Source organism: Cellulomonas sp. KU4C, from assembly GCF_056868065.1.
In genome coordinates, this window is record NZ_CP200322.1 from 1,241,164 (window position 1) to 1,261,943 (window position 20,780).

Annotated in this window: 17 protein-coding genes and 1 pseudogene; 12 read left to right on the plus strand and 6 right to left on the minus strand. The window is 74.5% G+C overall.

Translation table 11 applies throughout. The features are described 5' to 3' along the window. Positions 1-489 (plus strand): acyl-CoA thioesterase, encoded by a 489-nt coding sequence (locus AC1VL8_RS05930; RefSeq protein ID WP_483074519.1) that lies wholly within the window; start codon positions 1-3, stop codon positions 487-489. Between the two features lie 78 nt (positions 490-567). Here the strand turns inward: AC1VL8_RS05930 and AC1VL8_RS05935 are convergent, their stop codons facing one another. The 3 genes from AC1VL8_RS05935 to AC1VL8_RS05945 all read right to left on the minus strand — a co-directional run bounded on the left by AC1VL8_RS05935 (position 568) and on the right by AC1VL8_RS05945 (position 4,770). Then, positions 568-1,269, minus strand: a complete 702-nt coding sequence (locus AC1VL8_RS05935) for an invasin domain 3-containing protein (protein ID WP_483074520.1) — start codon at positions 1,267-1,269, stop codon at positions 568-570. Beyond that, positions 1,184-3,445, minus strand: coding sequence for a glycosyl hydrolase family 18 protein (locus AC1VL8_RS05940; protein WP_483074521.1), 2,262 nt, complete (start codon positions 3,443-3,445; stop codon positions 1,184-1,186). Before AC1VL8_RS05940 ends, AC1VL8_RS05935 begins: the two co-directional genes overlap by 86 nt. A gap of 449 nt (positions 3,446-3,894) precedes the next feature. Then, a complete protein-coding gene (locus AC1VL8_RS05945) occupies positions 3,895-4,770 on the minus strand; it encodes a Cof-type HAD-IIB family hydrolase (RefSeq protein ID WP_483074522.1) in 876 nt (291 codons plus the stop codon). A gap of 125 nt (positions 4,771-4,895) precedes the next feature. On the opposite strand from AC1VL8_RS05945, the gene AC1VL8_RS05950 reads away from it, so the two are divergent. Next, a complete protein-coding gene (locus AC1VL8_RS05950; RefSeq protein ID WP_483074523.1) occupies positions 4,896-6,434 on the plus strand; it encodes a methyl-accepting chemotaxis protein in 1,539 nt (512 codons plus the stop codon). A 308-nt stretch (positions 6,435-6,742) separates the two neighbouring features. Next, positions 6,743-7,339 (plus strand): PepSY domain-containing protein, encoded by a 597-nt coding sequence (locus tag AC1VL8_RS05955; protein WP_483074524.1) that lies wholly within the window; start codon positions 6,743-6,745, stop codon positions 7,337-7,339. Between the two features lie 68 nt (positions 7,340-7,407). Here the strand turns inward: AC1VL8_RS05955 and AC1VL8_RS05960 are convergent, their stop codons facing one another. Further along, positions 7,408-8,754, minus strand: coding sequence for a sensor histidine kinase (locus tag AC1VL8_RS05960; RefSeq protein WP_483074525.1), 1,347 nt, complete (start codon positions 8,752-8,754; stop codon positions 7,408-7,410). Between the two features lie 7 nt (positions 8,755-8,761). Continuing rightward, the gene (locus tag AC1VL8_RS05965; protein ID WP_483074526.1) at positions 8,762-9,439 is read right to left on the minus strand and encodes a response regulator transcription factor; all 678 of its coding nucleotides are present in this window, start codon (positions 9,437-9,439) and stop codon (positions 8,762-8,764) included. Positions 9,440-9,678: 239 nt separating this feature from the next. Between AC1VL8_RS05965 and AC1VL8_RS05970 the strand changes: the two genes are divergently transcribed. Continuing rightward, a complete protein-coding gene (locus AC1VL8_RS05970) occupies positions 9,679-12,261 on the plus strand; it encodes an ATP-dependent Clp protease ATP-binding subunit (protein ID WP_389233619.1) in 2,583 nt (860 codons plus the stop codon). A 98-nt stretch (positions 12,262-12,359) separates the two neighbouring features. After that, a complete protein-coding gene (locus AC1VL8_RS05975; protein ID WP_483074527.1) occupies positions 12,360-13,052 on the plus strand; it encodes a helix-turn-helix domain-containing protein in 693 nt (230 codons plus the stop codon). A gap of 22 nt (positions 13,053-13,074) precedes the next feature. On the opposite strand, the gene AC1VL8_RS05980 is transcribed toward AC1VL8_RS05975, so the two are convergent. After that, positions 13,075-13,476, minus strand: a complete 402-nt coding sequence (locus AC1VL8_RS05980) for a VOC family protein (RefSeq protein ID WP_483074528.1) — start codon at positions 13,474-13,476, stop codon at positions 13,075-13,077. Positions 13,477-13,654: 178 nt separating this feature from the next. Here AC1VL8_RS05980 and AC1VL8_RS05985 point away from each other — a divergent pair, with 178 nt between their 5' ends. The 7 genes and pseudogenes from AC1VL8_RS05985 (at position 13,655) to essB (ending at position 20,775) form a co-directional block, all read left to right on the plus strand. Continuing rightward, positions 13,655-14,677: a LacI family DNA-binding transcriptional regulator gene (locus tag AC1VL8_RS05985; RefSeq protein WP_483074529.1), complete on the plus strand. Its 1,023-nt coding sequence runs from the start codon at positions 13,655-13,657 to the stop codon at positions 14,675-14,677. A gap of 86 nt (positions 14,678-14,763) precedes the next feature. After that, positions 14,764-15,540 carry an alpha/beta fold hydrolase gene (locus AC1VL8_RS05990; protein ID WP_483074530.1) on the plus strand — a complete coding sequence of 259 codons (777 nt, stop codon included), beginning with the start codon at positions 14,764-14,766 and terminating at the stop codon, positions 15,538-15,540. Positions 15,541-15,906: 366 nt separating this feature from the next. Continuing rightward, positions 15,907-17,493, plus strand: coding sequence for a type VII secretion protein EsaA (gene esaA, locus AC1VL8_RS05995; protein WP_483074531.1), 1,587 nt, complete (start codon positions 15,907-15,909; stop codon positions 17,491-17,493). After that, positions 17,394-18,713: a hypothetical protein gene (locus AC1VL8_RS06000; RefSeq protein ID WP_483074532.1), complete on the plus strand. Its 1,320-nt coding sequence runs from the start codon at positions 17,394-17,396 to the stop codon at positions 18,711-18,713. The genes esaA and AC1VL8_RS06000 overlap by 100 nt, the downstream gene beginning before the upstream one ends. Further along, the gene (locus AC1VL8_RS06005; RefSeq protein WP_483074533.1) at positions 18,710-19,273 is read left to right on the plus strand and encodes a hypothetical protein; all 564 of its coding nucleotides are present in this window, start codon (positions 18,710-18,712) and stop codon (positions 19,271-19,273) included. The genes AC1VL8_RS06000 and AC1VL8_RS06005 overlap by 4 nt, the downstream gene beginning before the upstream one ends. Continuing rightward, positions 19,273-19,527, plus strand: a complete 255-nt coding sequence (locus AC1VL8_RS06010; protein ID WP_389233598.1) for an EsaB/YukD family protein — start codon at positions 19,273-19,275, stop codon at positions 19,525-19,527. Before AC1VL8_RS06005 ends, AC1VL8_RS06010 begins: the two co-directional genes overlap by 1 nt. Further along, positions 19,517-20,775: pseudogene (gene essB / locus AC1VL8_RS06015) on the plus strand (type VII secretion protein EssB). The gene AC1VL8_RS06010 and the pseudogene essB overlap by 11 nt, the downstream one beginning before the upstream one ends. Positions 20,776-20,780 lie beyond the last annotated feature (5 nt).

Sequence of the window (20,780 nt, forward strand, 5' to 3'; positions counted from 1 at the left end):
GTGACCGACCCCGCTGCCCCCACCCCTCGCCGCGGACGCGTGACCATGCAGGTCCGGTGGTCCGACGTCGACCTGTTCGCGCACGTCAACAACGCCGCCTACCTGCGGTTCCTGGACGACGCGCGGTTCGCCCTGTTCCCGTCGATGGGCGTGGACCCGGCGGGTCGGCCGACCGCGTCGCTCCTCGTCGTGGTCAAGCACGAGATCGAGTACCTCGCGCCGCTGGCCTTCCGCCCGGAGCCGGTCGCGGTCGACGTGTGGGTGCCGCGGATCGGGCGCTCGTCGGTGGACTTCGGCTACGAGGTGCTCGACGCGCCCGCGGCGGACCGCCGCACCGCCTCTGGCGCCGAGCCGGTCGTCTACCTGCGCGCACGCTCCCGCATGGTCCAGCTGGACCGCGAGAGCCACGCGCCGCGGCCGTTCAGCGACGAGGAGCGTGCGGTGTTCGAGGCGTACGCCGGTGATGAGCCCGTCCTGCACGGGTGGTGAGGCGCGAACGCAGGCGGCGGGCGTCCCGCCGGTGCTCGTCGCACCGGCGGGGCGCCCGCCGTGGTCCTGCGGGTGGGGTCAGCCGACCTTGTTGTCCAGGAAGGACATGGCCGTGCCGCTCACCGCGAGCTGGCCGGTGTCGAGGCGGCCGGTGGCGTGGAAGGTGCCGGCCGTCGTGGAGGTGACCTTGGCCTCGTAGGTGCCCTTGACCGGGGTCTCGACGAACGGGGACACCGACAGGCCGGTAGTGGCCGCTCCCTGAGCACCGGAGAGCGTGATCGTCACGGGCATGGCCGACCCGGCCTTGCCGGTGATGATCTTGCCGGCGGCGTCCTTGAGGTTCACGACGATCGTGTGCGCGTCGCGGCCGTCGGCCAGCTTGGAGCCGGCCAGGACCTTGGTGCTCGACGTGGACCGGTCGGCCTGGCCGGGGACGTACTCGCTGAACTCGGCCTTGTTGGTGGCGCCGATGGCCTTGCCGTCGAGGGTGACGTCGACCGACACCACGCCGGGCTCGGTCGAGGTGAGGTAGGCGTAGTAGGTGCCCTTCGCGGCGCTCTCGATGAACGAGCCGACCTTGGCACCGGACGCGTTGAGGGTGGTCGTGGCGGGGAACTTCGCGCCGGCGAGGCCGGTGACGGGGTTGCCCGCTGCGTCCTTGAGGGTGACCGTGACGGTGTGGGTGGCGGTGCCGTCACCGAGCACGGTCCCGCTGGCGATCCGGCTCGTCGACCGGGTGGTGTCGACGATGCCCGTCGCGGCGGGCCCGTAGGTGAACACGGAGGTCCCGGTCGGGATCTGCGACCCGTTGAGGTGGCCGTAGACGACGAAGGTTCCCTGGGTGGTCGAGGTGACGGGCATCTCGTAGGTGCCCTTGGTCGAGGTCTCCTTCCAGGTGGACGTCGTCAGCTTGTCGGTGGCGACGTAGGTGGTGCCGACCTTCTCCTTGAAGGTGACGTCGATCGGGAAGCTGCGCGGCCTGGCCGGTGACGGCCTTGCCCGAGGCGTCCTTGAGGATGACGGTGACGGTGTGGGCCTGCTTGCCGTCCGGGAGCTGGGAGTCGGACGTGACGCGGATGCTGGACTTGCTCTTGTCGGCCTTGCCCGGCACGTACTGGCTGAACTCGGCGAAGACGGGCGTACCGATCGCGGTGCCGTCCAGGGAGACGGTGATGGTCGCGGTGCCGGCCTGCGTCGAGGTGACGTACGCGTAGTACATGCCCGATCCGCTCTCCCTGAACGCGCCGATCTTCGCGTCGATGCCGGCGACCTTCACCTCGGCGGGGAACTGCGCGCCGGCCAGGCCCGTCACGGCGTCTCCGTTGGCGTCCTTCAAGGTGACCGACAGGGTGTGGGTCGCGGTGCCGTCACCGAGCACGACCCCCGAGGCGATCCGCGTGGTGGACGCCGTGGCGTAGGGCACGCCCGCGGCGGGGACGGCCGGCTCCGGCTCCGGCTCCGGCTCCGGCTCCGGCTCCGGGTACGTGGAGGTGTCGAGCACCTGGGCGACGATCGAGCCGAGCTCCTGGTCGCGCGTGTCACCCGAGAGGTCCCAGATGATGGCGCCGCCGTAGTTGTTCTTCTTGATGAAGTCGACCTTCGCCTGCACCGAACGCGGGTCGTCGTAGGTGAAGAACTGCTTGGTCGAGGCGTTGTACAGGTACGGGACCTTCGCCTCGTCGTCCCAGTACTTCGTGTACGCGGGGTCCTGCTCCATGCGCTTGAGCACGTACCAGGGGTTGGAGCCGGTGTAGAGGCCGGAGTCGTCCCAGGCGCCCTGGACGGTGGCCGTGCCGGGCGCGCCGAGGCCGGGCAGGCCGGGGATCAGCTCGGTGGGCTCGACGTCGCCCCAGCCGCGGCCGTAGTAGGGCACGCCGACGAGGAGCTGGTTCTTCGGGACCCCGTGGACCTCGTGGAACTCCGTGAAGGTCCCCTCGAGGCTGAACTTCTGGTCCGCGGCGAGGGAGCCGGCGTTCAGCGGGGCGTTGTGACCGGTGACGGGGTCGAAGGCGCCGTGGTAGTCGTACGACATCACGTTGATCGCGTCGACGAGGTCGATCATCGCCTTCGGGTGGATGAAGTCCATCTTGGTGTGGTTCGGACTGACGGCGATGGTGAGCGGGTAGTAGTCGTCGTTCGCTCTGCCGAGCGCGGTCAGCTTCGCCTTGACCTGCCTGATGAGCCGCTCGAACTGGACGCCACCCTGGGCGTCGGACGGGTACTCCCAGTCGATGTCGAGGCCGGTGAACCCGTGCTCGACCATGAAGTCGACCATCTTCTGGGCCAGCGCCTCGGACCTCGCCTCGGTGGCGGTCGCGGCCTCGAACTCGCCGTTCTCCGAGTTGGTCCAGCCGCCGATGGACAGCATGTTCTCGACCCCCGCCGCGGCGGTCGCCTTCGCGACCTTGCCGTACAGGTCGTGGCCGCCGCCGTCGGGCAGCGCCGCCCACGGGTCGGCAATACCGAGGTACCACTCGCCCTGGGCGTCCTGCTCGAGCAGGGCGAACCCGTAGTTGAGGTGGGTGATCTTGTCCATCGGGATGTCCGAGACCATGTAGTTCTCGTGGCCGTCGTAGATGCCCCACTCGGGGAAGTACCCGACGATCTTCTTCTGCTCGATGCTTGCCCGGCGGGATTCGGCCTGGAACGCGGTCGCGGTCGCGCCGGACCACGGCGTGAACTCGAAGGTGCCCACGACGCGGATGTCGAGCTTCTTGACGAGCGTCCAGACCTCGTTCGAGCCCGGGGCCTCACCGGGGTTCGCGTACCACTTGTTCGACCAGATCGACCCGTCGTGGCTCACGAGCGTGTGGGGGGTGGCGTAGCTCGCCGCCGCGACGTACGGCGTCGCGGCGAGCGCGGTCGCGTCGAGCTCGGCGACGACGACCGAGACGGTGCCCGTGAACTGCAGGTCGGGGGCGCCCTGCGACCAGCTCCGCCGCCGTCGGTGGACCACATGTGCTGCGCGGTCAGACCGGCGATGGTGTTGCGGAGGTCGTCGGCGACGAGCGCGTTGGTCAACGCGGTGGCGCCGACCGCGAGGACCGACCCGAGTGCGAGGCTCGAGACGAGGGCGGCGCCGAGGCCGCGGCGGATCAGGCACGCGCCCGTCTGCCGTGCGTCGCGTGGGGGACGTGTCGTGGTCATGGGAGTCTGCCTTCTCTCTCGCGGGGCTCTCGGGCGGCGCCGGCCGGTCGGAGCCGGCACGCCGTCGTCGTCGAGCGGATGCGGGAGATGCTCCCGGGGGAGGGGAGCACCACGACCACCTCGTCCTGCATGTTGGGTGGCAGCCACGCGCGGCTGAGTGGCTTTGGGGCGCTCCACTCAGCCGCGGGTAGGTGGTGTGGTCCGGGAGCGCGGGGTGTCGCGCTGACCTGCATCGCTGCCCGCGTCTTCCCGGTCGGGTCAGCCGGGGATCGTCATCCCGAGGGCTGCGGCCACCGTCCGCACGACGCCGTTGCGGGTGTTCGCCGGCACCACGTACCGCGCCCGCGCGCGCACGTCCGGGTGGGCGTTGTCCATCGCGCAGGACCAGTGCGCGGCGTCGAGCATCCCGGCGTCGTTGAGGTAGTCGCCGAACGCCATCGTCTGCTCGGCGGTGACGCCGAGGCGGTCCTGCACCCGGCGCAGGGCGTGCCCCTTGTCGGCGTCGGGGTTCATGACATCCAGCCAGTGCTGACCGGACACCACGACCCGCAACCGCTCGGCGAGGTCTGCGAAGGCCGGGGCGGTGACCTCCTCGACGGAGCCGAAGTCGAACACCGCGATCTTCAGCACCACGTCGTCGACGGCGGTGAGGTCGTCGACCTGCTCCAGCCACGCGTAGTGCCGGGCGGCGTGCTCCTCGAACGCCCCGTCGCCCCGCTCGATGTACCCGGCGCGCTGCCCGCACAGCACCATGCCGACGTTCCCTCCGGCCGCCGCGAGGTCACGGACGTGCTGGATGACGACGGGCACGTCCGACTCCGGGAGGGGGTCGGTCGAGACCGGCTCATCGCCGTGGACGACGTAGGCGCCGTTCTCCGCGATGTAGGTGAGGTCGGCGCCGCGGTCGCCGAAGAGCTCCCGCAGGTTGGCGTACTGGCGGCCGCTCGCGGGCACGAACGCGATGCCCCGTCGGTCCATCTCCGTCAGCAGGGGCCACAGCTGCTCGGGGACACGTCCGCGCTCGTCGAGGAGCGAGCCGTCCATGTCGCTGACGACCAGCCGGATGTCGGCGTCGAGCGGCAGGGCGGGCGGGTCGAGCACGGGCAGGACGGCGGCGGTGCGGGGATCGGACACCCCGCCATCCTCGCAGGGCGTGACGCCGGTCCTGGGTGAGCCTGCCCGGTTCCGCTGAGCACCGCTCGACGCGCACCGATCCGACGGGGGTCGGGGGACGGAGCACGGAAGGTCGGGAGAACACCATGGGCGAGGTCACGAGGCGCAGCCGGTGGACGGGTGTGCGGGCCAAGGTGCTGGGTGTGGCGGCGGTCGGTGCGGTCACCGCGGTGGTCGCGGGCATCGGGTCGCAGGTCGCTTTGAGCCAGGTCGCGGGGGCGAACGAGCGGCTCGCGGAACTGCAGCAGGTGTCGACGGAGGTCGGCGAGGTCCGCACGATGAATGCGGACGTCTCGGGCTGGCAGGTCGCGTACGCCTGGGACACCCGGCGGATCGGCGCCGCTGCGGCCGTGTCGGCCGACAACCCGAACCGGGCCGGCTACCTCGACTCGGTCGAGACGCTGCGCGGGGCCCTCGCGGACGTCGACCCGACGCTGCTGACCGAGGACGAGCGTGGGTCGTTCTCGCAGATCGAGGCGCTGTGGGAGGACTTCTTCGCCGCCGACGACCGGGTGGTCGCCGCGTACGAGGAGGGCACGCCCGCGTCGCTGGACGCCGGGGACGCGCTGGTCGTCGGGGACGCGTACGACGTCTACTACGCGATCGGCGACGCGACGACGGCGCTGCTCGACTCCCTGCGCGCCCGGACGGTCGAGGCCACCGAGGCCGCGGCGTCCGCGGCGGCGACCGGCCGGATGGTCACGGGCGTGATGCTGGTGGTCGGCGTGGCGGCGGCCCTGCTGCTCGGGTTGCGCACGGCGGGCTCGATGGCCCGGGCCGCGGGCCGGGTGCGCGCGACCGCCGAGGCGATGGCCACCGGTGACCTGACGCGCGTGCCCGAGGTGCGGTCGCGCGACGAGCTCGGCGAGATGGCCGGCGCGCTCGCCGCGGCGCAGACCAGCCTGCGGGCGACGATGGCGGGGGTCGTCGAGACCGCGCACGCCGTGGCGACCGCCGCGGAGGAGCTGTCTGCGGCGTCGGCTCAGGTCTCGGCGGGTTCGGACGACACCTCGGCGCAGGCCGGTGTCGTGGCGGCCGCGGCCGAGCAGGTCTCGCGCAACGTGCAGACGGTCGCCGCGGGCGCGGAGGAGATGGGCGCCAGCATCCGGGAGATCGCGCAGAACGCCTCCCAGGCGGCGAAGGTCGCCGGCCAGGCCACGGACGTGGCGGCGGCGACGAACGAGCAGGTCACCCGCCTGGGCGAGTCCAGCCAGGAGATCGGCAACGTGGTCAAGGCGATCACGAGCATCGCCGAGCAGACCAACCTGCTGGCCCTGAACGCGACCATCGAGGCCGCCCGCGCCGGTGAGGCCGGCAAGGGCTTCGCGGTCGTGGCCGGTGAGGTCAAGGAGCTGGCGCAGGAGACGGCGAAGGCGACCGAGGACATCGTCCGCCAGCTGACGATCGCCTCGGCGGTGGAGGAGCAGACGGCGACCACCACGGAGATGTCGCGGTCCGTGGCCGAGGCCGCGACGGGGTCCGGAGAGATCGCCGCGAACATCACGGGCGTCGCGGCCGCGTCCAGCACGTCGTCGCAGACGGTCGGGCAGATGGGCGACGCCGTCGCCGACCTCGCGCGCATGTCCGAGGACCTGCGCGGGCGGGTGTCCCAGTTCACCTACTGAGGCCCTGTGCGCGTCCGATCAAGGCCCGCTGGGGCTCACCCCCGCCCGCGAGGAGACGACCGACTCCGAGACCTACCGTGGTGCGTGGTTCTAGGCTCACCCCCGCGTCTGCGGGGATGAGCCCATCGGAGAGCGAGACCAGGGCGTCGCTGGTGGGTCCGCTCCCCGCCCGCGGGCTTGAGCCCGCACCCACGGTGGCGTCGCCGGGACGCCGCTCCACCGTGCCGGCGCACGAGGCAGGCTGCTGCCCGCGAGAGGCCACCCGCCCTGTCAGGTGCCGTTCAGCGTCGCCTCGCGACACTCGTCCCATGAGCCACGACGACCTGAACCCGCAGACCCCCCACCAGCCCTCGCACCAGCCCCCGACGCAGGCCCTCGGGCACGTGCCCACCGCCCCTGCCCGCCGGTCCCGCCGCGCCTGGTGGGTGGCGGGCGGTGCGGTGGCCGGCCTGGCCCTTCTCGGCGGCGGGGTCGGTGTCGGCGCGCTGGTGGCGGACGCCCGTGACGACGGCACCGTGGTGGTGCAGCGAGCGGCCGACGCGGGGGCGCCGGCGCCGGTCGCCGGGTCCACGACCACGGACCAGGGCACGAGCACCGCGCCCGGCAACGCCTCCGGCACGGCTCCGGCCACCGGCACCGCCCCCGCGACCGGCACCGCACCGGGCACCGGCACCGTCCGGGTCGACCAGGACGACATCGAGCTCGCCGGCACGGTCCTCGAGCAGGCCACCGCCGCGGCGGTGTCGGCGGCCGGTGGTGAGGGCGTCGTCACGGAGGCCGAGCGCAGCGACGACCCGACGCACGCGTACGAGGTCGAGGTCACCCGTGCGGACGGCACGCAGATGCACGTCTACCTGGACGACGCGTTCGGCGTGGTCGCCACGGAGACCTGGCACCGCGACTGACCCGCGCGCGGCGGACGGGGCGGCACCGGAGATCCGGTGCCGCCCCGTCCGTGCGTCCGGGAGGGCGTTCAGCGCTGCGGGTCGGCCGGGAGCACCAGCCGGAGCCGCGCGCCGCCGCCTGGGGCGTCCAGCACCTCGACGCAGCCGCCGTGGGCGACCAGCACGTCGTGGACGATCGCCAGCCCGAGCCCGGAGCCGCCGCCGTCCCGGGCGCGGGCGTCGTCGAGCCGCACGAACCGCTCGAGCACCCGCTGCCGGTCGGCGGGGGGCACCCCGGGTCCGTCGTCGTCGACGTCGAGCAGCGCCCACCGGCCGTCGGGGGACACCGTGACGGCGAGCGCCACCCGGCCGCGGGCGTGCCGGACGGCGTTGTCGACGAGGTTGCGCACCGCGCGGTCGAGCAGGGCCCGGTCCCCGGTGACGGCGACGGGTCGGACGCCGGACGTGTCGACGCGCAGGTCGGTGGTGGAGCGCAGCCGGGCCGCCTCGGCGAGCAGCACGTCGTCGAGGTCGACCGTCGTCGCCGGGCCGCGGCGCAGCCGACCCTCGTCGGAGCGCGCGAGCAGCAGCAGGCCGTCGACGAGGTGCTGCATGCGCTCGGCCTCGGCGAGGGTGCCGCGCGCGAGGTCGGCGGGGTCGACGCGCTCGGGGTAGCCGATCACCAGCTCGGCGTTCTGCCGGACCACGGCGATGGGGGAGCGCAGCTCGTGGGAGGCGTCGGACACGAACCGCCGCTGGGCACGCGCGGCGTCGTCCAGCCGCGCGAGCATGGCGTTGAGGGTGTGCGCGAGCCGGGCGACCTCGTCGTCCCCGCCGGGCTCGGGCAGGCGCGCGGCGAGGCTGGTGTGGGAGATCCGCTCGGCCTGCTCGCGCATCCGGTCGACGGGCCGCAGCGCGCGCCCGACGAGCCACCACGTGACCGCGGCGACCAGGCCCAGCAGCAGCGGGAGACCCACGGCGAGCGCCACGGCGACCGCGAGGGACACGGACCGCACGTCGTCGAGGGCGGAGCCGACGACGACCAGACCGTCGGCCAGCCGCGGGGCGTCGTCGTCGATCTCCGCAGCGGCGACGACGAACGGGGTCGTGCCCTCCTCGTCGGGGTCCTCGACCTCGACCCGCAGCCCGTCCGCCCCGGCGAGCGACGGCAGGCCGCGGGCCGTGGCGCTGGACGCGCTGACCGCGCCGTCGGCGTCGAGCACCTGCACCAGCTCGTCCTCGTCGTCGAGGTCGACCAGGGTGAGCAGGTCCCCGCCGCGGGCGATCTGCTCGGCGAGGGCCTCGGCACGGGTCTGCGCGACGGTCCGCTGCGCGTCGTGCAGGGACGCGTCGAGCGCCTGCTGCGCGGCCACGCCGCCGACGGCGAGGACGGCCCCGACGACGGTGGCGGACACGATGGTGGCGCGCAGCCTCACGGACGCCTCAGCCACCCTGGCCGTCCAGCAGGTAGCCCGCGCCGCGGACGGTCCGGATGGCGGACCTGCCGAACGGCTCGTCGACCTTGAGCCGCAGCCGCCGCACGTAGACCTCCACGATGTTCGGGTCGCCGTCGAAGTCGTCGTCCCACACGTCCGCGAGGATCTCCCGCTTGCTGAGCGCCTCGCCGGCCCGGCGGATGAGCAGGTGCAGGACGGCGGCCTCCCGCGCGGTGAGCCCGAGGTCCTGGTCGCCCCGGCGCGCGACCCTCGACGCGGGGTCGTAGGTGAGGTCGCCCGCGGTCAGCACGACCGGGCGCTCGCGCTCGCCGCGACGGGCCAGCGCCCGGACGCGCGCCACGAGGACGGGGAACGCGAACGGCTTGGTCACGTAGTCGTCGGCACCGAGCTCGAGCCCTTCGACCTGGTCCTCGGGTTCGCCGAGCGCGGTGAGCATGAGCACCGGCACCCAGCATCCGGCCTCCCGGAGCCGCCGGCACACCTGGTAGCCGTCGAGCCCGGGCAGCATCAGGTCGAGCAGCACGACGGCGTACGGGTTCTCCTGCGCGAGCCACAGCCCGTCGACGCCGTCGTGGGCGACGTCGACGGCGAAGCCCTCCGCCTCCAGCCCGGTCCGCAGCCCGGCCGCGAGCCGGACCTCGTCCTCGACCACCAGGACCCGCACGCCCACCTCGTCTCCGCCGCGCCGCGCGCGCGAGCCCGTCCACTGTCCCAGGTCGCCGCTGAACCCCTCCTGAACGGCCGGGCGCGAGGGCCGTCGCGCGCGCCGTCACGCCAGGGGCGAACACGGGACGCCCTGGCCACCGGCCGCCGTTAGCATCGAACAACGCCGCCTCGCCGTGCGTGCACCCGGGCACCTGAGCCCGACCGCGCCGGCGAGCACGCCGCTCGTGAGGAGTGCACATGTTCGAGAGATTCACGGACCGAGCCCGTCGCGTGGTCGTCCTCGCCCAGGAAGAGGCGCGGATGCTCAACCACAACTACATCGGCACCGAGCACATCCTCCTGGGTCTGATCCACGAGGGGGAGGGTGTCGCGGCCAAGGCCCTGGAGTCGCTGAACATCTCGCTCGACGCGGTGCGCGCCCAGGTGCAGGAGATCATCGGCGAGGGCCAGCAGGCCCCGAGCGGGCACATCCCGTTCACGCCGCGTGCCAAGAAGGTGCTGGAGCTGTCGCTGCGCGAGGCCCTGCAGCTCGGCCACAACTACATCGGCACCGAGCACATCCTGCTCGGCCTGATCCGCGAGGGCGAGGGCGTCGCCGCCCAGGTCCTCGGCAAGCTCGGCGCGGACCTGAACCGCGTCCGCCAGCAGGTCATCCAGCTGCTGTCGGGCTACCAGGGCAAGGAGCCCGTCGCCGCCGGCGGTCCGCAGGAGGGTCAGCCCTCGGGCTCCGCCGTCCTCGACCAGTTCGGCCGGAACCTGACGCAGGCCGCCCGCGAGGGCAAGCTCGACCCGGTCATCGGGCGCGAGAAGGAGATCGAGCGGGTCATGCAGGTGCTGTCCCGCCGCACCAAGAACAACCCGGTGCTGATCGGCGAGCCCGGCGTCGGCAAGACGGCGGTCGTCGAGGGCCTCGCCCAGGACATCGTCCGCGGCGACGTGCCGGAGACGCTGAAGGACAAGCAGCTCTACACGCTGGACCTCGGCGCCCTGGTCGCCGGCTCCCGCTACCGCGGTGACTTCGAGGAGCGCCTGAAGAAGGTGCTCAAGGAGATCCGCACCCGCGGCGACATCATCCTGTTCATCGACGAGATCCACACCCTCGTGGGTGCGGGTGCCGCCGAGGGCGCGATCGACGCCGCCAGCATCCTCAAGCCGATGCTGGCCCGCGGCGAGCTGCAGACCGTCGGCGCCACGACGCTCGACGAGTACCGCAAGTACGTCGAGAAGGACCCGGCCCTCGAGCGCCGGTTCCAGCCGATCCAGGTGTCCGAGCCGAACCTCACGCACGCCATCGAGATCCTCAAGGGCCTGCGCGACCGGTACGAGGCGCACCACCGCGTGTCGATCACGGACGGCGCCCTCGTGGCCGCCGCGACGCTGGCCGACCGGTACGTCAACGACCGGTTCCTGCCGGACAAGGCGATCGACCTGGTCGACGAGGCCGGCGCCCGCCTGCGGATCCGCCGCATGACGGCCCCGCCGGAGCTGCGCGAGCTCGACGAGCAGATCGCCGAGACGCGCCGCGACAAGGAGTCGGCGATCGACGAGCAGGACTTCGAGAAGGCCGCGCGCCTGCGCGACCAGGAGAAGCAGCTCGGCCTCAAGCGCCAGGAGAAGGAGAAGGCCTGGAAGTCGGGCGACCTGGACGCGGTCGCCGAGGTCGACGAGGAGCTCATCGCCGAGGTGCTGGCGCTGGCCACCGGTATCCCGGTGTTCAAGCTCACCGAGGAGGAGTCGAGCCGCCTGCTCCACATGGAGGACGAGCTGCACAAGCGGGTCGTCGGCCAGGAGTCGGCGATCAAGGCCCTCTCCCAGGCGATCCGCCGCACGCGCGCAGGGCTCAAGGACCCGAAGCGCCCCGGTGGCTCGTTCATCTTCGCCGGTCCCACCGGCGTCGGGAAGACCGAGCTCGCCAAGGCGCTCGCGGAGTTCCTGTTCGGTGACGAGGACGCCCTGATCCAGCTCGACATGTCCGAGTTCTCGGAGAAGCACACCGTGTCGCGGCTGTTCGGCTCGCCCCCCGGCTACGTCGGGTACGACGAGGGCGGCCAGCTCACCGAGAAGGTGCGCCGGAAGCCGTTCTCGGTCGTCCTGTTCGACGAGGTCGAGAAGGCGCACGCGGACATCTTCAACTCGCTGCTGCAGATCCTCGAGGACGGTCGCCTGACCGACTCGCAGGGCCGGGTGGTCGACTTCAAGAACACCGTCATCATCATGACCACGAACCTCGGCACGCGGGACATCGCCAAGGGCGTCCAGACCGGCTTCCAGGCCGGCGGCGACCTGTCGACGTCGTACGAGCGCATGAAGGGCAAGGTCAACGACGAGCTCAAGACGCACTTCCGTCCGGAGTTCCTCAACCGCGTCGACGACGTGGTCGTGTTCCCGCAGCTCTCGCAGCCGGAGATCTTCCAGATCGTCGACCTCATGATCGCGAAGCTCGACGCCCGTCTGCGCGACAAGGACATGGGCATCGAGCTCACCGAGGCGGCCAAGAAGCTGCTCTCGGAGAAGGGCTACGACCCGGTCCTGGGCGCCCGGCCGCTGCGTCGCGCGATCCAGCGGGAGATCGAGGACGCCCTGTCCGAGAAGATCCTGTTCGGGGAGCTGCACGCGGGCCAGCAGATCATCGTGGACGCGCACGGCGAGGGCATCCTCGGCGAGTTCGTGTTCCGCGGCGAGGAGCGGACCGCCCGTCCCAAGGAGCCGGTCGCGGTGGGGTCGCACTCCGCCGGGACGCCGGGCTCCGGCACGGACGTCCCGCCGGCGCCGCCGATCGCGTCGTCCGGTGACGGCGGCACGGGCCTGATGCCCGCCTGACGCCCGGCACCACCCCCGGAGGGCCGGGTCGCACCTGCACGGTGCGACCCGGCCCTCCGTGCGTGCGGGTTCGACGGCGCGCCCGCGATACTGGCCCGGTGTACGCCGAGCGCCCGTCGCGGCTGATCCCGGGCGCCGTCCTGTGGACGGTGCGCGACGCCGACCCCGGCGGTCGCGTGCTCCCGGACGGCTGCATGGACCTGCTGCTCGTCGACGGCCGGCTGCTGGTCGCGGGCCCGGACACGGTCGCGCACGGCTCCGCGCCGGTGCGACCCGGGGCCCGGGTGAGCGGGCTGCGGCTGCCGCCCGGCGCCGCTCCCGTGCTGCTCGGCGTGCCGGCGCACGCGCTGCGCGACGACCGGCCCGAGCTCGCCGCCGTCTGGGGCGACGCCGCTGCGCGGTCCTGGGCCGCGACGGTGGACGGCGGGCTCGACCGGCTCGAGCGCCTGACCGCGGACCGGCTCGCCGCCCGGGGCGGGCGGTCGCGCGAGGTCGCCGCGGCGGCGGCGCTCCTCGGCGCGGGGGCGGGCGCCGCCGACGTGGCCGACCGGCTCGGGGTCACCGCGCGCACGCTGCACCGCCGGTCGCTGGACGCGTTCGGGTACGGTCCGCGCACGCTCGGGCGGGTGCTGCGCCTGCAGCGCGCCGTCGGCCTCATGGGTGGGGGGCTGCCGCTCGCCGAGGTCGCCCGCCGGGCCGGGTACGCCGACCAGCCGCACCTGGCGCGCGAGACCAGGTCCCTCGCGGGCGCCACCCCGTCCGAGCTGGCCGCGGAGCACGCCCGGGCCTGAGCCGTGCCGGCCGGCCGAGGGCTCAGGCCCCGCCGGCCGGCTGGTCGGCGAACAGGTCCACGGCAGTGCCGTCCGGGTCGACCAGCACGGCGTACCGCTGGCCCCAGAACGCGTCCCACGGCGGCAGATGGCCGGTGTGCCCGGCGTCCACCATGCGGCGGTAGGTCGCGTCGACGTCCGCGGGGGAGTCGCACCGGAACGCCAGTGACGCCCGGTGCCCGCCGGTCGGCGCCTGCCACGCGGGGTCGAACGAGCGGATCACCTCGACGGTGTCCCACGCGAGGCGCAGGCCGCCCGGGAGGGTCACCTCCGTGTGCGGGGCGTCGTCGGCGTCCGGGGGCAGGTCGAGGCCGAGGGCGCGGTAGAACGCGAGCGAGCGGGGCATGTCGGCGACGACGAGGCCGACCAGGTTCAGCAGGGTCATGAGGCGACCGTAGGGCGCGCGCCGGGGTGCGTCGTGGACGTTCCGGACATCTCCGGCACCCGAGGATGTCGCCTCACGCAATGGTCGGTGCAGACCGTCAGGAATACGGGCATTCCGGGAGGTGCGAGCACCCAGAATCGCCGGAAAGCGCTGCGAGGAATACGCCTACCCTGACGTCATGCCAGGCCAGGTGACACTCAGCGACGTGGCGAGGGAGGCCGGGGTCTCGCTCGCCACGGCCTCGCGCGCGCTCAACGGCAGCGCCAACCGGACCGTCGGTGAGGAGCTCCGCAAGCGCGTCGAGGCCGCCGCGTCGCGGCTGCGGTACTCGCCCGACGGGATCGCCCAGGCGATGGCCCGTGGTCGCACCACCTCGCTCGGTCTGGTCGTGCGCGACATCGCCGACCCCTACTACGCCGCGATCGCTGCCGGGGTCGCGAGCGCCGCGGAGGCCGGCGGCCTGATGGTCACGCTGGCAGCGACCGGTGGGGACCCGCAGCGCGCGGTCGAGGTCGTCGGGCGGATGGAGCGCCAGCGGGCCCGCGCGGTGGTGATCGCCGGCGGGCGGCCCGGCGACGCCGCCGAGGACGCGGCGCTGCGCGCTGCCCTCGACTCGTTCCGGTCGGTCGGCGGCGCGGTCGCGGTGATCGGCCGGCCCGCCGAGGGCGTGGACTCGGTCGTCGTCGGCAACGCCGAGGGCGCGGCCGACCTGGCGCGGGCGCTGCACGGGCGCGGGTACCGGCGGTTCGCGGTGCTGACCGGCCCCGCGGGCAGCGCGACCGCCGCGGACCGGACCGCGGGGTTCACCGGTGCGCTCGCCGCGCTGGGCTGCACGGTGCCGTCCGAGCGCCTGGTCCCCAGCGAGATGACCCGGGACGGCGGGCACGCCGCGATGCGGCGGCTGCTGGCGGACCGCGGCGACGTGGACCTGGTGTTCGCGGTGAGCGACGGGGTCGCGGTGGGGGCCCTGGCCGCGGCGCGGGAGGCGGGCGTCGACGTGCCCGGCGATCTCGCGCTGGCCGGGTTCGACGACATCGAGGCGGTGCGCGACATGACCCCGGGCCTGACGACCGTGCGGCTGCCGCTCGGCCGGATCGGCGCGGAGGCCACGCGCCTGGTGCTCGAGCAGGAGTCCGGCGCCCCGGTGCTCGCGCCGGTGGCGGGCGAGGTCGTGCTCCGCGGGTCGACGCCGGGGCGCTGAGCACGGGGCGGCGGGCCCCGGGCTCGTCCGTCCCGCCGGGACGTCGGACCCGGCTCCCGGGCCCGGTCGGCGCTACCGTTCCGGTCATGGCCGCCGAGGAGACCGCGCACGCACCGCAGCACGGTGGCGCGGGCCCGGACGGGACCGGCGACCCCGGCGACGTGACGGAGGTCGTCGCGGCGGGTCTGCACGTGGACGTCACGGGCGCGGGGCCGACGCTGGTCCTGCTCCACGGCAACGGCGAGGACGCCCTGTCGCTCGCGCCGGTCGCCGCGCTGCTCGGGCACGACCACCGGGTGCTGTCCGTCGAGGCGCGCGCGCACGGCCGGTCCCCGCGCGGGTCCGCGCCGCTGACGATCTCGACGATGGCCGACGACGTCGCCGCGGTGCTCGCCGAGCTGGCGCCGGGCGAGGCGGTGCGCGTGGTCGGCTACTCCGACGGCGGCAACGTGGCGCTGATGCTCGCGCTGCGGCACCCCGAGGTGGTGCGGTCGCTGGTCGTCTACGGCGCGAACGTCGACCCGGGCGGCCTGGCTCCCCGCACCCGTGCGGAGGTCACGGCCGCGTGGGCGGCGCTGCGGGTGCGCGGCGCGGTGGACCCCGTGGCGTTCGTGCGGGCCGAGGTCGCGGACCTGATGGTGCACCAGCCGCGGATCCCGCTGCGGGCGCTGGGCCGGATCACGGTGCCGGTGCTGGTGGCGGCCGGCGAGCTGGACGTCGTCCGCCCGGCGCACACCGCGGCGATCGCCGCGCACCTGCCGGCCGGTGAGCTCCGGGTGGTCGAGGACGCGGACCACGGGCTGCCGCTCGCGGACCCGGCCCGGTTCGAGACGCTGGTGCGGGAGCTCCTCGACCGCGCGTGAGACCGCGCCGCGACGGATCGCCCGGAATGTCCTCGGTGGTCTTGGGTATTCTGCAGAATGACCACTGAGGACAATCTGGACATCTTGTCCTGACATTTGACAGTTCCCCTGTGGCCTGCGCTAACGTCGGTCCTGCGCGTTTCCACCGGGGCAGTCCAGGGTCGCGCAGCGCCTTCCGGAGCCGCACGTGCCGCGCGAGACCATTCGCCGGAACGACCGGGAGCGCGTTTCTTTCCACGATGTCGTCACGGCCGTCGCGCCGTCGATCTCGCACGCCCGCGGAGCGACTCCTCCGTGCGTGCACGGGGGTGAGCGGTGAGTCAGGTCGAGGGACAGACAGGGCGACGCGTCCGCGCACGCGTCGCGATGGTGCTGGTCGTGGCGTCCGTCGCGGCGCTGCTGCTGACGGTGCACGGCGGGCCCGGCGCCCGGACCGACGACGCGGCCACCGCGGGCACCGTCGTCCTCGACGTGGGGCTGGTCAACGAGGACCGCGGCGTCGACACCGGGGGCGAGCAGGTCAACCTCGGGCGTGGGTACGTCCGGCAGATCGAGAGCGACACCTCGGCGGCGTGGCACGTCGTGAGCAGGGGCGTCGCCGAGCGGGCCCTCGCGCACGGCAGCTACCACCTGCTCGTCATCATCCCCACGGACTTCTCGGCGAAGCTCCTCGACCTCGCGTCACCCGACCCCGACCCGATCGGGATCACCTACCAGGCCAACGGCGCGGGCGACGCCCGGCTGGAGGCGGTCGCGGAGCGACGCGGGCAGCAGATCGTCGAGCAGCTCAGCGGGCAGCTCGTCGACGTGTACGTCGCCTCGATCCTCGGCAACCTGCGCCGCGCCCAGGACGACATCCAGGTCGTGGTCGCGGCCGAGGCCCAGCACGCGGGGGTGCTCGCCGAGGAGGTCGATCCCGCGGCCCGGGCGCTCGGCACCGGCCTGGGCGGTCTGACGCAGGACGCGGACGGCTCGCTCGCCGCGAACGGCGGCCTCGTCGACGCGCTCGGCGGTCACGCGGACGGGCTGGACGAGGTCGCGGCCGAGCATGACGCGCACGGCGTCACCCTCGCCGGGCTGGTCGCCCAGCGGCAGGAGGGGGCGCTCTCGCACGCGGCGTTCCTCGAGGCGGCGCTCGCGATGGACGCGCGCCTGCTCGGCGCGGAGGTGCAGGGGATGCACGACGGGCTCGACGCGACCGGCCGGGCTCTGGCCGCGCAGCTCGAGGACGAGGGCGACCCGGCGAACCACGCGGCGGCGGTCGCGGGACTCGACGCCCTCGTGCGCGAGGTCGAGGCGTCGGTGACCGACCGCGTCGGCGCGCTCGCCGCACTCGACGCGGCCGCGGTGCTGAGCACCCACGCGCCCGGCGTCCGGGCGGGCCTCGACGGCGACGGCGACGGTGCGGTGACGCTGGCCGACGTGCTCGCCCGCAGCGCAGCAGGGCACGCCGAGCCGCCGACCGCCGAGCCCGCGCTCGCCGCCGTGCTGCGTGCCGCGGCCGCGGAGCAGGTCGCGGTGCTGCCCTACCGGGACGCCGACGCGCTGGCCGAGGCGGTCGACGCGGGGGTGCTCGACCGTGCGGGGACGGCGGTCGCGGACCTGGCCGGCCAGATCGGCGCCGACCTGGCGACCGTGCTCGACTGGGAGGGGCACGCGGACGTCCCCGTCGACCCGGACCGGGTCGTCGGGGCGGACCTCGCGGACCTGGGAGCGGCGCTCGGGGGGAGGTGGTCGGCCCACCGGACGGGCTCGAGTCCGGACCGGGAGCCGAGCCGGGCCGGACGGACACCGCGGGCGGCCCCGAGGACCCGCAGGTCGCGCACGCCCGAGCCGCCCTGTACGGCGCCCGCGTGGCGCAGGTCGCGGACGCGTACCGCCGGGCGGCCGACCTCGTGCGGCTCGTCGCCGCCTGCGCGCAGGACTGCGGGCTCGCGCCCGGCACCGACGTGACCGCAGCCGTCGACGCGGTCCTCCTCGACGCAGTGGCGCGCCAGGTCGCCGCCGAGCGGGAGCACCTGACCGCCGCACAGGGCCTCACGGAGCGGTTGCAGTCGTCCGCCGCCGCGCTGACCGAGGGCCGGGACCGGCTCCGTGCGACGTCGCGCGGGCTCGCGGCGCAGGTGGACGCGCACCTCGACCAGCTCACCGGGCTGCGAGCGGCGTCCGCCGGCGTGGTCGCCGCCGAGCGTCCGGTGGCGCAGTCCGCCGTCGCCGTCGACGCGACCACGCGCGACCTCCTCGCCGAGGCGTCGACGCTCACGGCGTCGAGCGCCCTGCTGGCCGCCGACGCGCGGTCCGGCGCCGACCAGGCCGCGGCCCTCGGCGACCTGCTGGACCTGCTCCGCGCCGACGTCGCGCGGCTGGGGGAGGACTCCGCGGACCTCGACGGCCGGTCCGCGGCCCTGACGACCGCGCTCACCGCCCAGGTCGCGGGCTCCCAGGAGTTCGCGGACGCCTTCGCCGGCGTGCTGCCGCACGCGCACAGCGCCGGGGTCCTCAACGAGCGGCTCCTGCGGTTCCTCGTCGAGCCCGTGGAACCCACCCCGCGCGCCGCGGTCGCCGCGGTCGACGTCGGGCGACCCCTGCCGTGGGTGCTGATCGCGTTCTCGCTCTGCTTCCTGGCCGCGTACCTCGTCGCGCACCTCGGCACGGGCCGGTCGCGGGAGGTGTCGGGCTTCGACCGCGCCCGGACCGCCTGGTTCCGGGCGAACGCGCGCGCCGCGGGGCGGTGCGCGCTGGCCGGCGTGGCGCTCGGCGCGGCCCTGGCCGTCGTGAGCGCCGTCGACCTCGGGGTGCCGCGCGAGACGCAGGTGCCGTGGGTGACCGCGGTCGTCCTGATCTGCTGCGGGCTGACGCTGCTGGCCCACTGGCTCGTCGCGCAGTGCCGGGCGCTCGGCGTCGGGCTGTGCGTGGTCCTCCTCGTCGGCCACGTGCTGGTCACCGACGCCGTCGGCAGCGGCGCCCCGTCAGGCGCGGCGGGGGTGCTGGCCGCCGTGAACCCGCTGGGCAGGGCCGAGTCCGCGCTCGGCAGCCTGCTCGGCACCGACCCCGCGGGGCTGGTGGTCGCCGGTCCGCTGGTGGTGGGCGTCCTCGCGGTGCTCCTGCTCGACCTGGCCGTGGTGGACCCCGCGCGCCTCGTGCCGCGGCGGTGGCGGGCGGTGCCGGCATGAGCGGGGGCCGGTCCGCAGGGTGGCGCGCCTCGTGGGCGCGGGTGCTCCGGGCGCTCGCGCCGGGCGTGCTCGGCGTGGTGGGTGTCGTCGGCGTGGTCGCGGCGGGGACGGCGACCGCCGCGCCCGTGGACGACCCGACCGGCCCACGCCGGCACGACCTGGTGCTGCGGGTCGACCGCCTGGAGCGCGCCGAGCAGAGCGACGCGTCGGGCTCCGCGCGCAGCGCGATGCTGTTCGTCCCCGACGACTCGGCGGCGATCGCGGCGGCGGCACGCGCCCGGGCCGACGCACGACGCTCCGGGACCGCCGAGCTGTTCCTGGCCGACCCGGTGCCGTTCCGGGAGGGGCGCACGACGACGCACCTGTTCCCGGCGCGCGACGCCGACCCGAGCGCGGCGCGTCGCACGGGCGCCGCCACGCCCGTGTCCGACGGGCGCGGCGCGGCGGCGGGTGCTCGCGTCCCGGGCCCCGCAGCGGGCGGCATCGGCGCGCTGGTCGTCGCCGGTGGCGTGGCGTCCTGGCGGTTCGGCGCCGGGTCCACCCCGGGAGGCCGACCGTGATGACCCACCTCGACGTGACCCTGCTGGCCGGCGGCCACCGGCGCGACCTGCGGATCCCCGCGCGCACCACGGTGCGCCGTCTGGTGGTCGAGCTCGCGCGGATCTTCCCGGGCCTCGACCACGGGCTGCCCAAGTACCAGCTGCGCGTGCGGGCGAAGGGCCTGCTGCTGACCGAGGAGGACGTGCTGGCGATGCACCCGGTGACCGACGGGGACCTGATCGAGCTGATCGCGGGAGGACCGGGTGCGCACTGACACCACCATCGAGATCGAGGGGACGGAGCACCTCGTCGAGCAGGACGGCGACACGTGGACCCTCGTGCTGCCGCGGTCGCTCGCTCCCGTCCGGGACCCCGCGGAGCTCGACCTGCTCGCGCACGACGACGACCGCCTGCTCCCGTGCCGGACCACGTGCACCAGCGACACCGTGACCCTGCACCTGACGCCCGGGGACGGGCTCGTCCCATGGTCGGAGGTCCTGGCGATGTCCCGGGCCGAGCGGCTGCGGGCGCTCGTGAACGTCGGCGCCTGCGCGGGGCTCCTGGAGCGCGGGTATGTCGTGGTGCTGCACCCCGGCAACGTCCTCGTCGACCGGAACCTGCGGCCCCGGCTGGTCTACCGGGGTCTGCGCGGCGTGATGCCGCCCCGCGAGGCCGACGAGCCGCACCTCCTGCGGCAGTACCAGGCGCTGGTGCTCAGCACTCTCGACCCGAGGACGCCGTACGCGACCCTCGTCGCCGGAGCGCTGACGCTGCGCCGGTCCAGCCGGTTCGAGCAGGCCGTGGTGAGGGCGGGCTCGGTCGCCGACCTCGCCGCCTACCTGACCCGGTGCTACGACGAGGCGGTCGCCGACGAGCGCGACCGCCTCGTGCGGGTGAGCCGGCGCGCGCACACCGCGGCCCGGCACGCGGCGGTGTGGCTCGGCGTGGTCGCCCTCGCGGCCGGTGCGGTCGCGGGCTGGGCGACGTTCGTCCGGGCCCCGTTCGACGCGCGCATGCTGGAGGCGGACCGCCGGTTCGTCGTCATGGACTACGACGGCGTCATCGAGACCCTGCGGACCGTCCCCGAGGAGCAGCTGCCGCTGACCCAGCGGTACGCGCTCGCGTACAGCCACCTGCGCGGAGCCGGCCTCAGCGAGGAGCAGCGCGCCGCGGTCGAGAACACGTTGTCGATGCGGGCCGAGCGGGACGTCCTCACCTACTGGGTGCAGGTCGGCCGGGGGAGCTGGCGAAGGCGCTCGACCTCGCCCAGGGGCTGAACGACGTCGACCTCGTCCTGTACGCGCTGACGCTGCTCCAGGAGCAGGTCGCCGCGGACCCCGACCTCACGGGCGCCCAGCGGGAAGCACGGCTGGCCGAGCTGGAGGCGTCCTACGACACGTACCTCGAGCGGCGCACCACGGCGGTCGAGGAGGGCCGGGCGGCCGACGTGGACGCGCCGGACGGGGCCGCGTCGGACGGGGCCGCGACCGACGAGCCCGGCGACGAGGGGACGGCGCCGTGACGGCG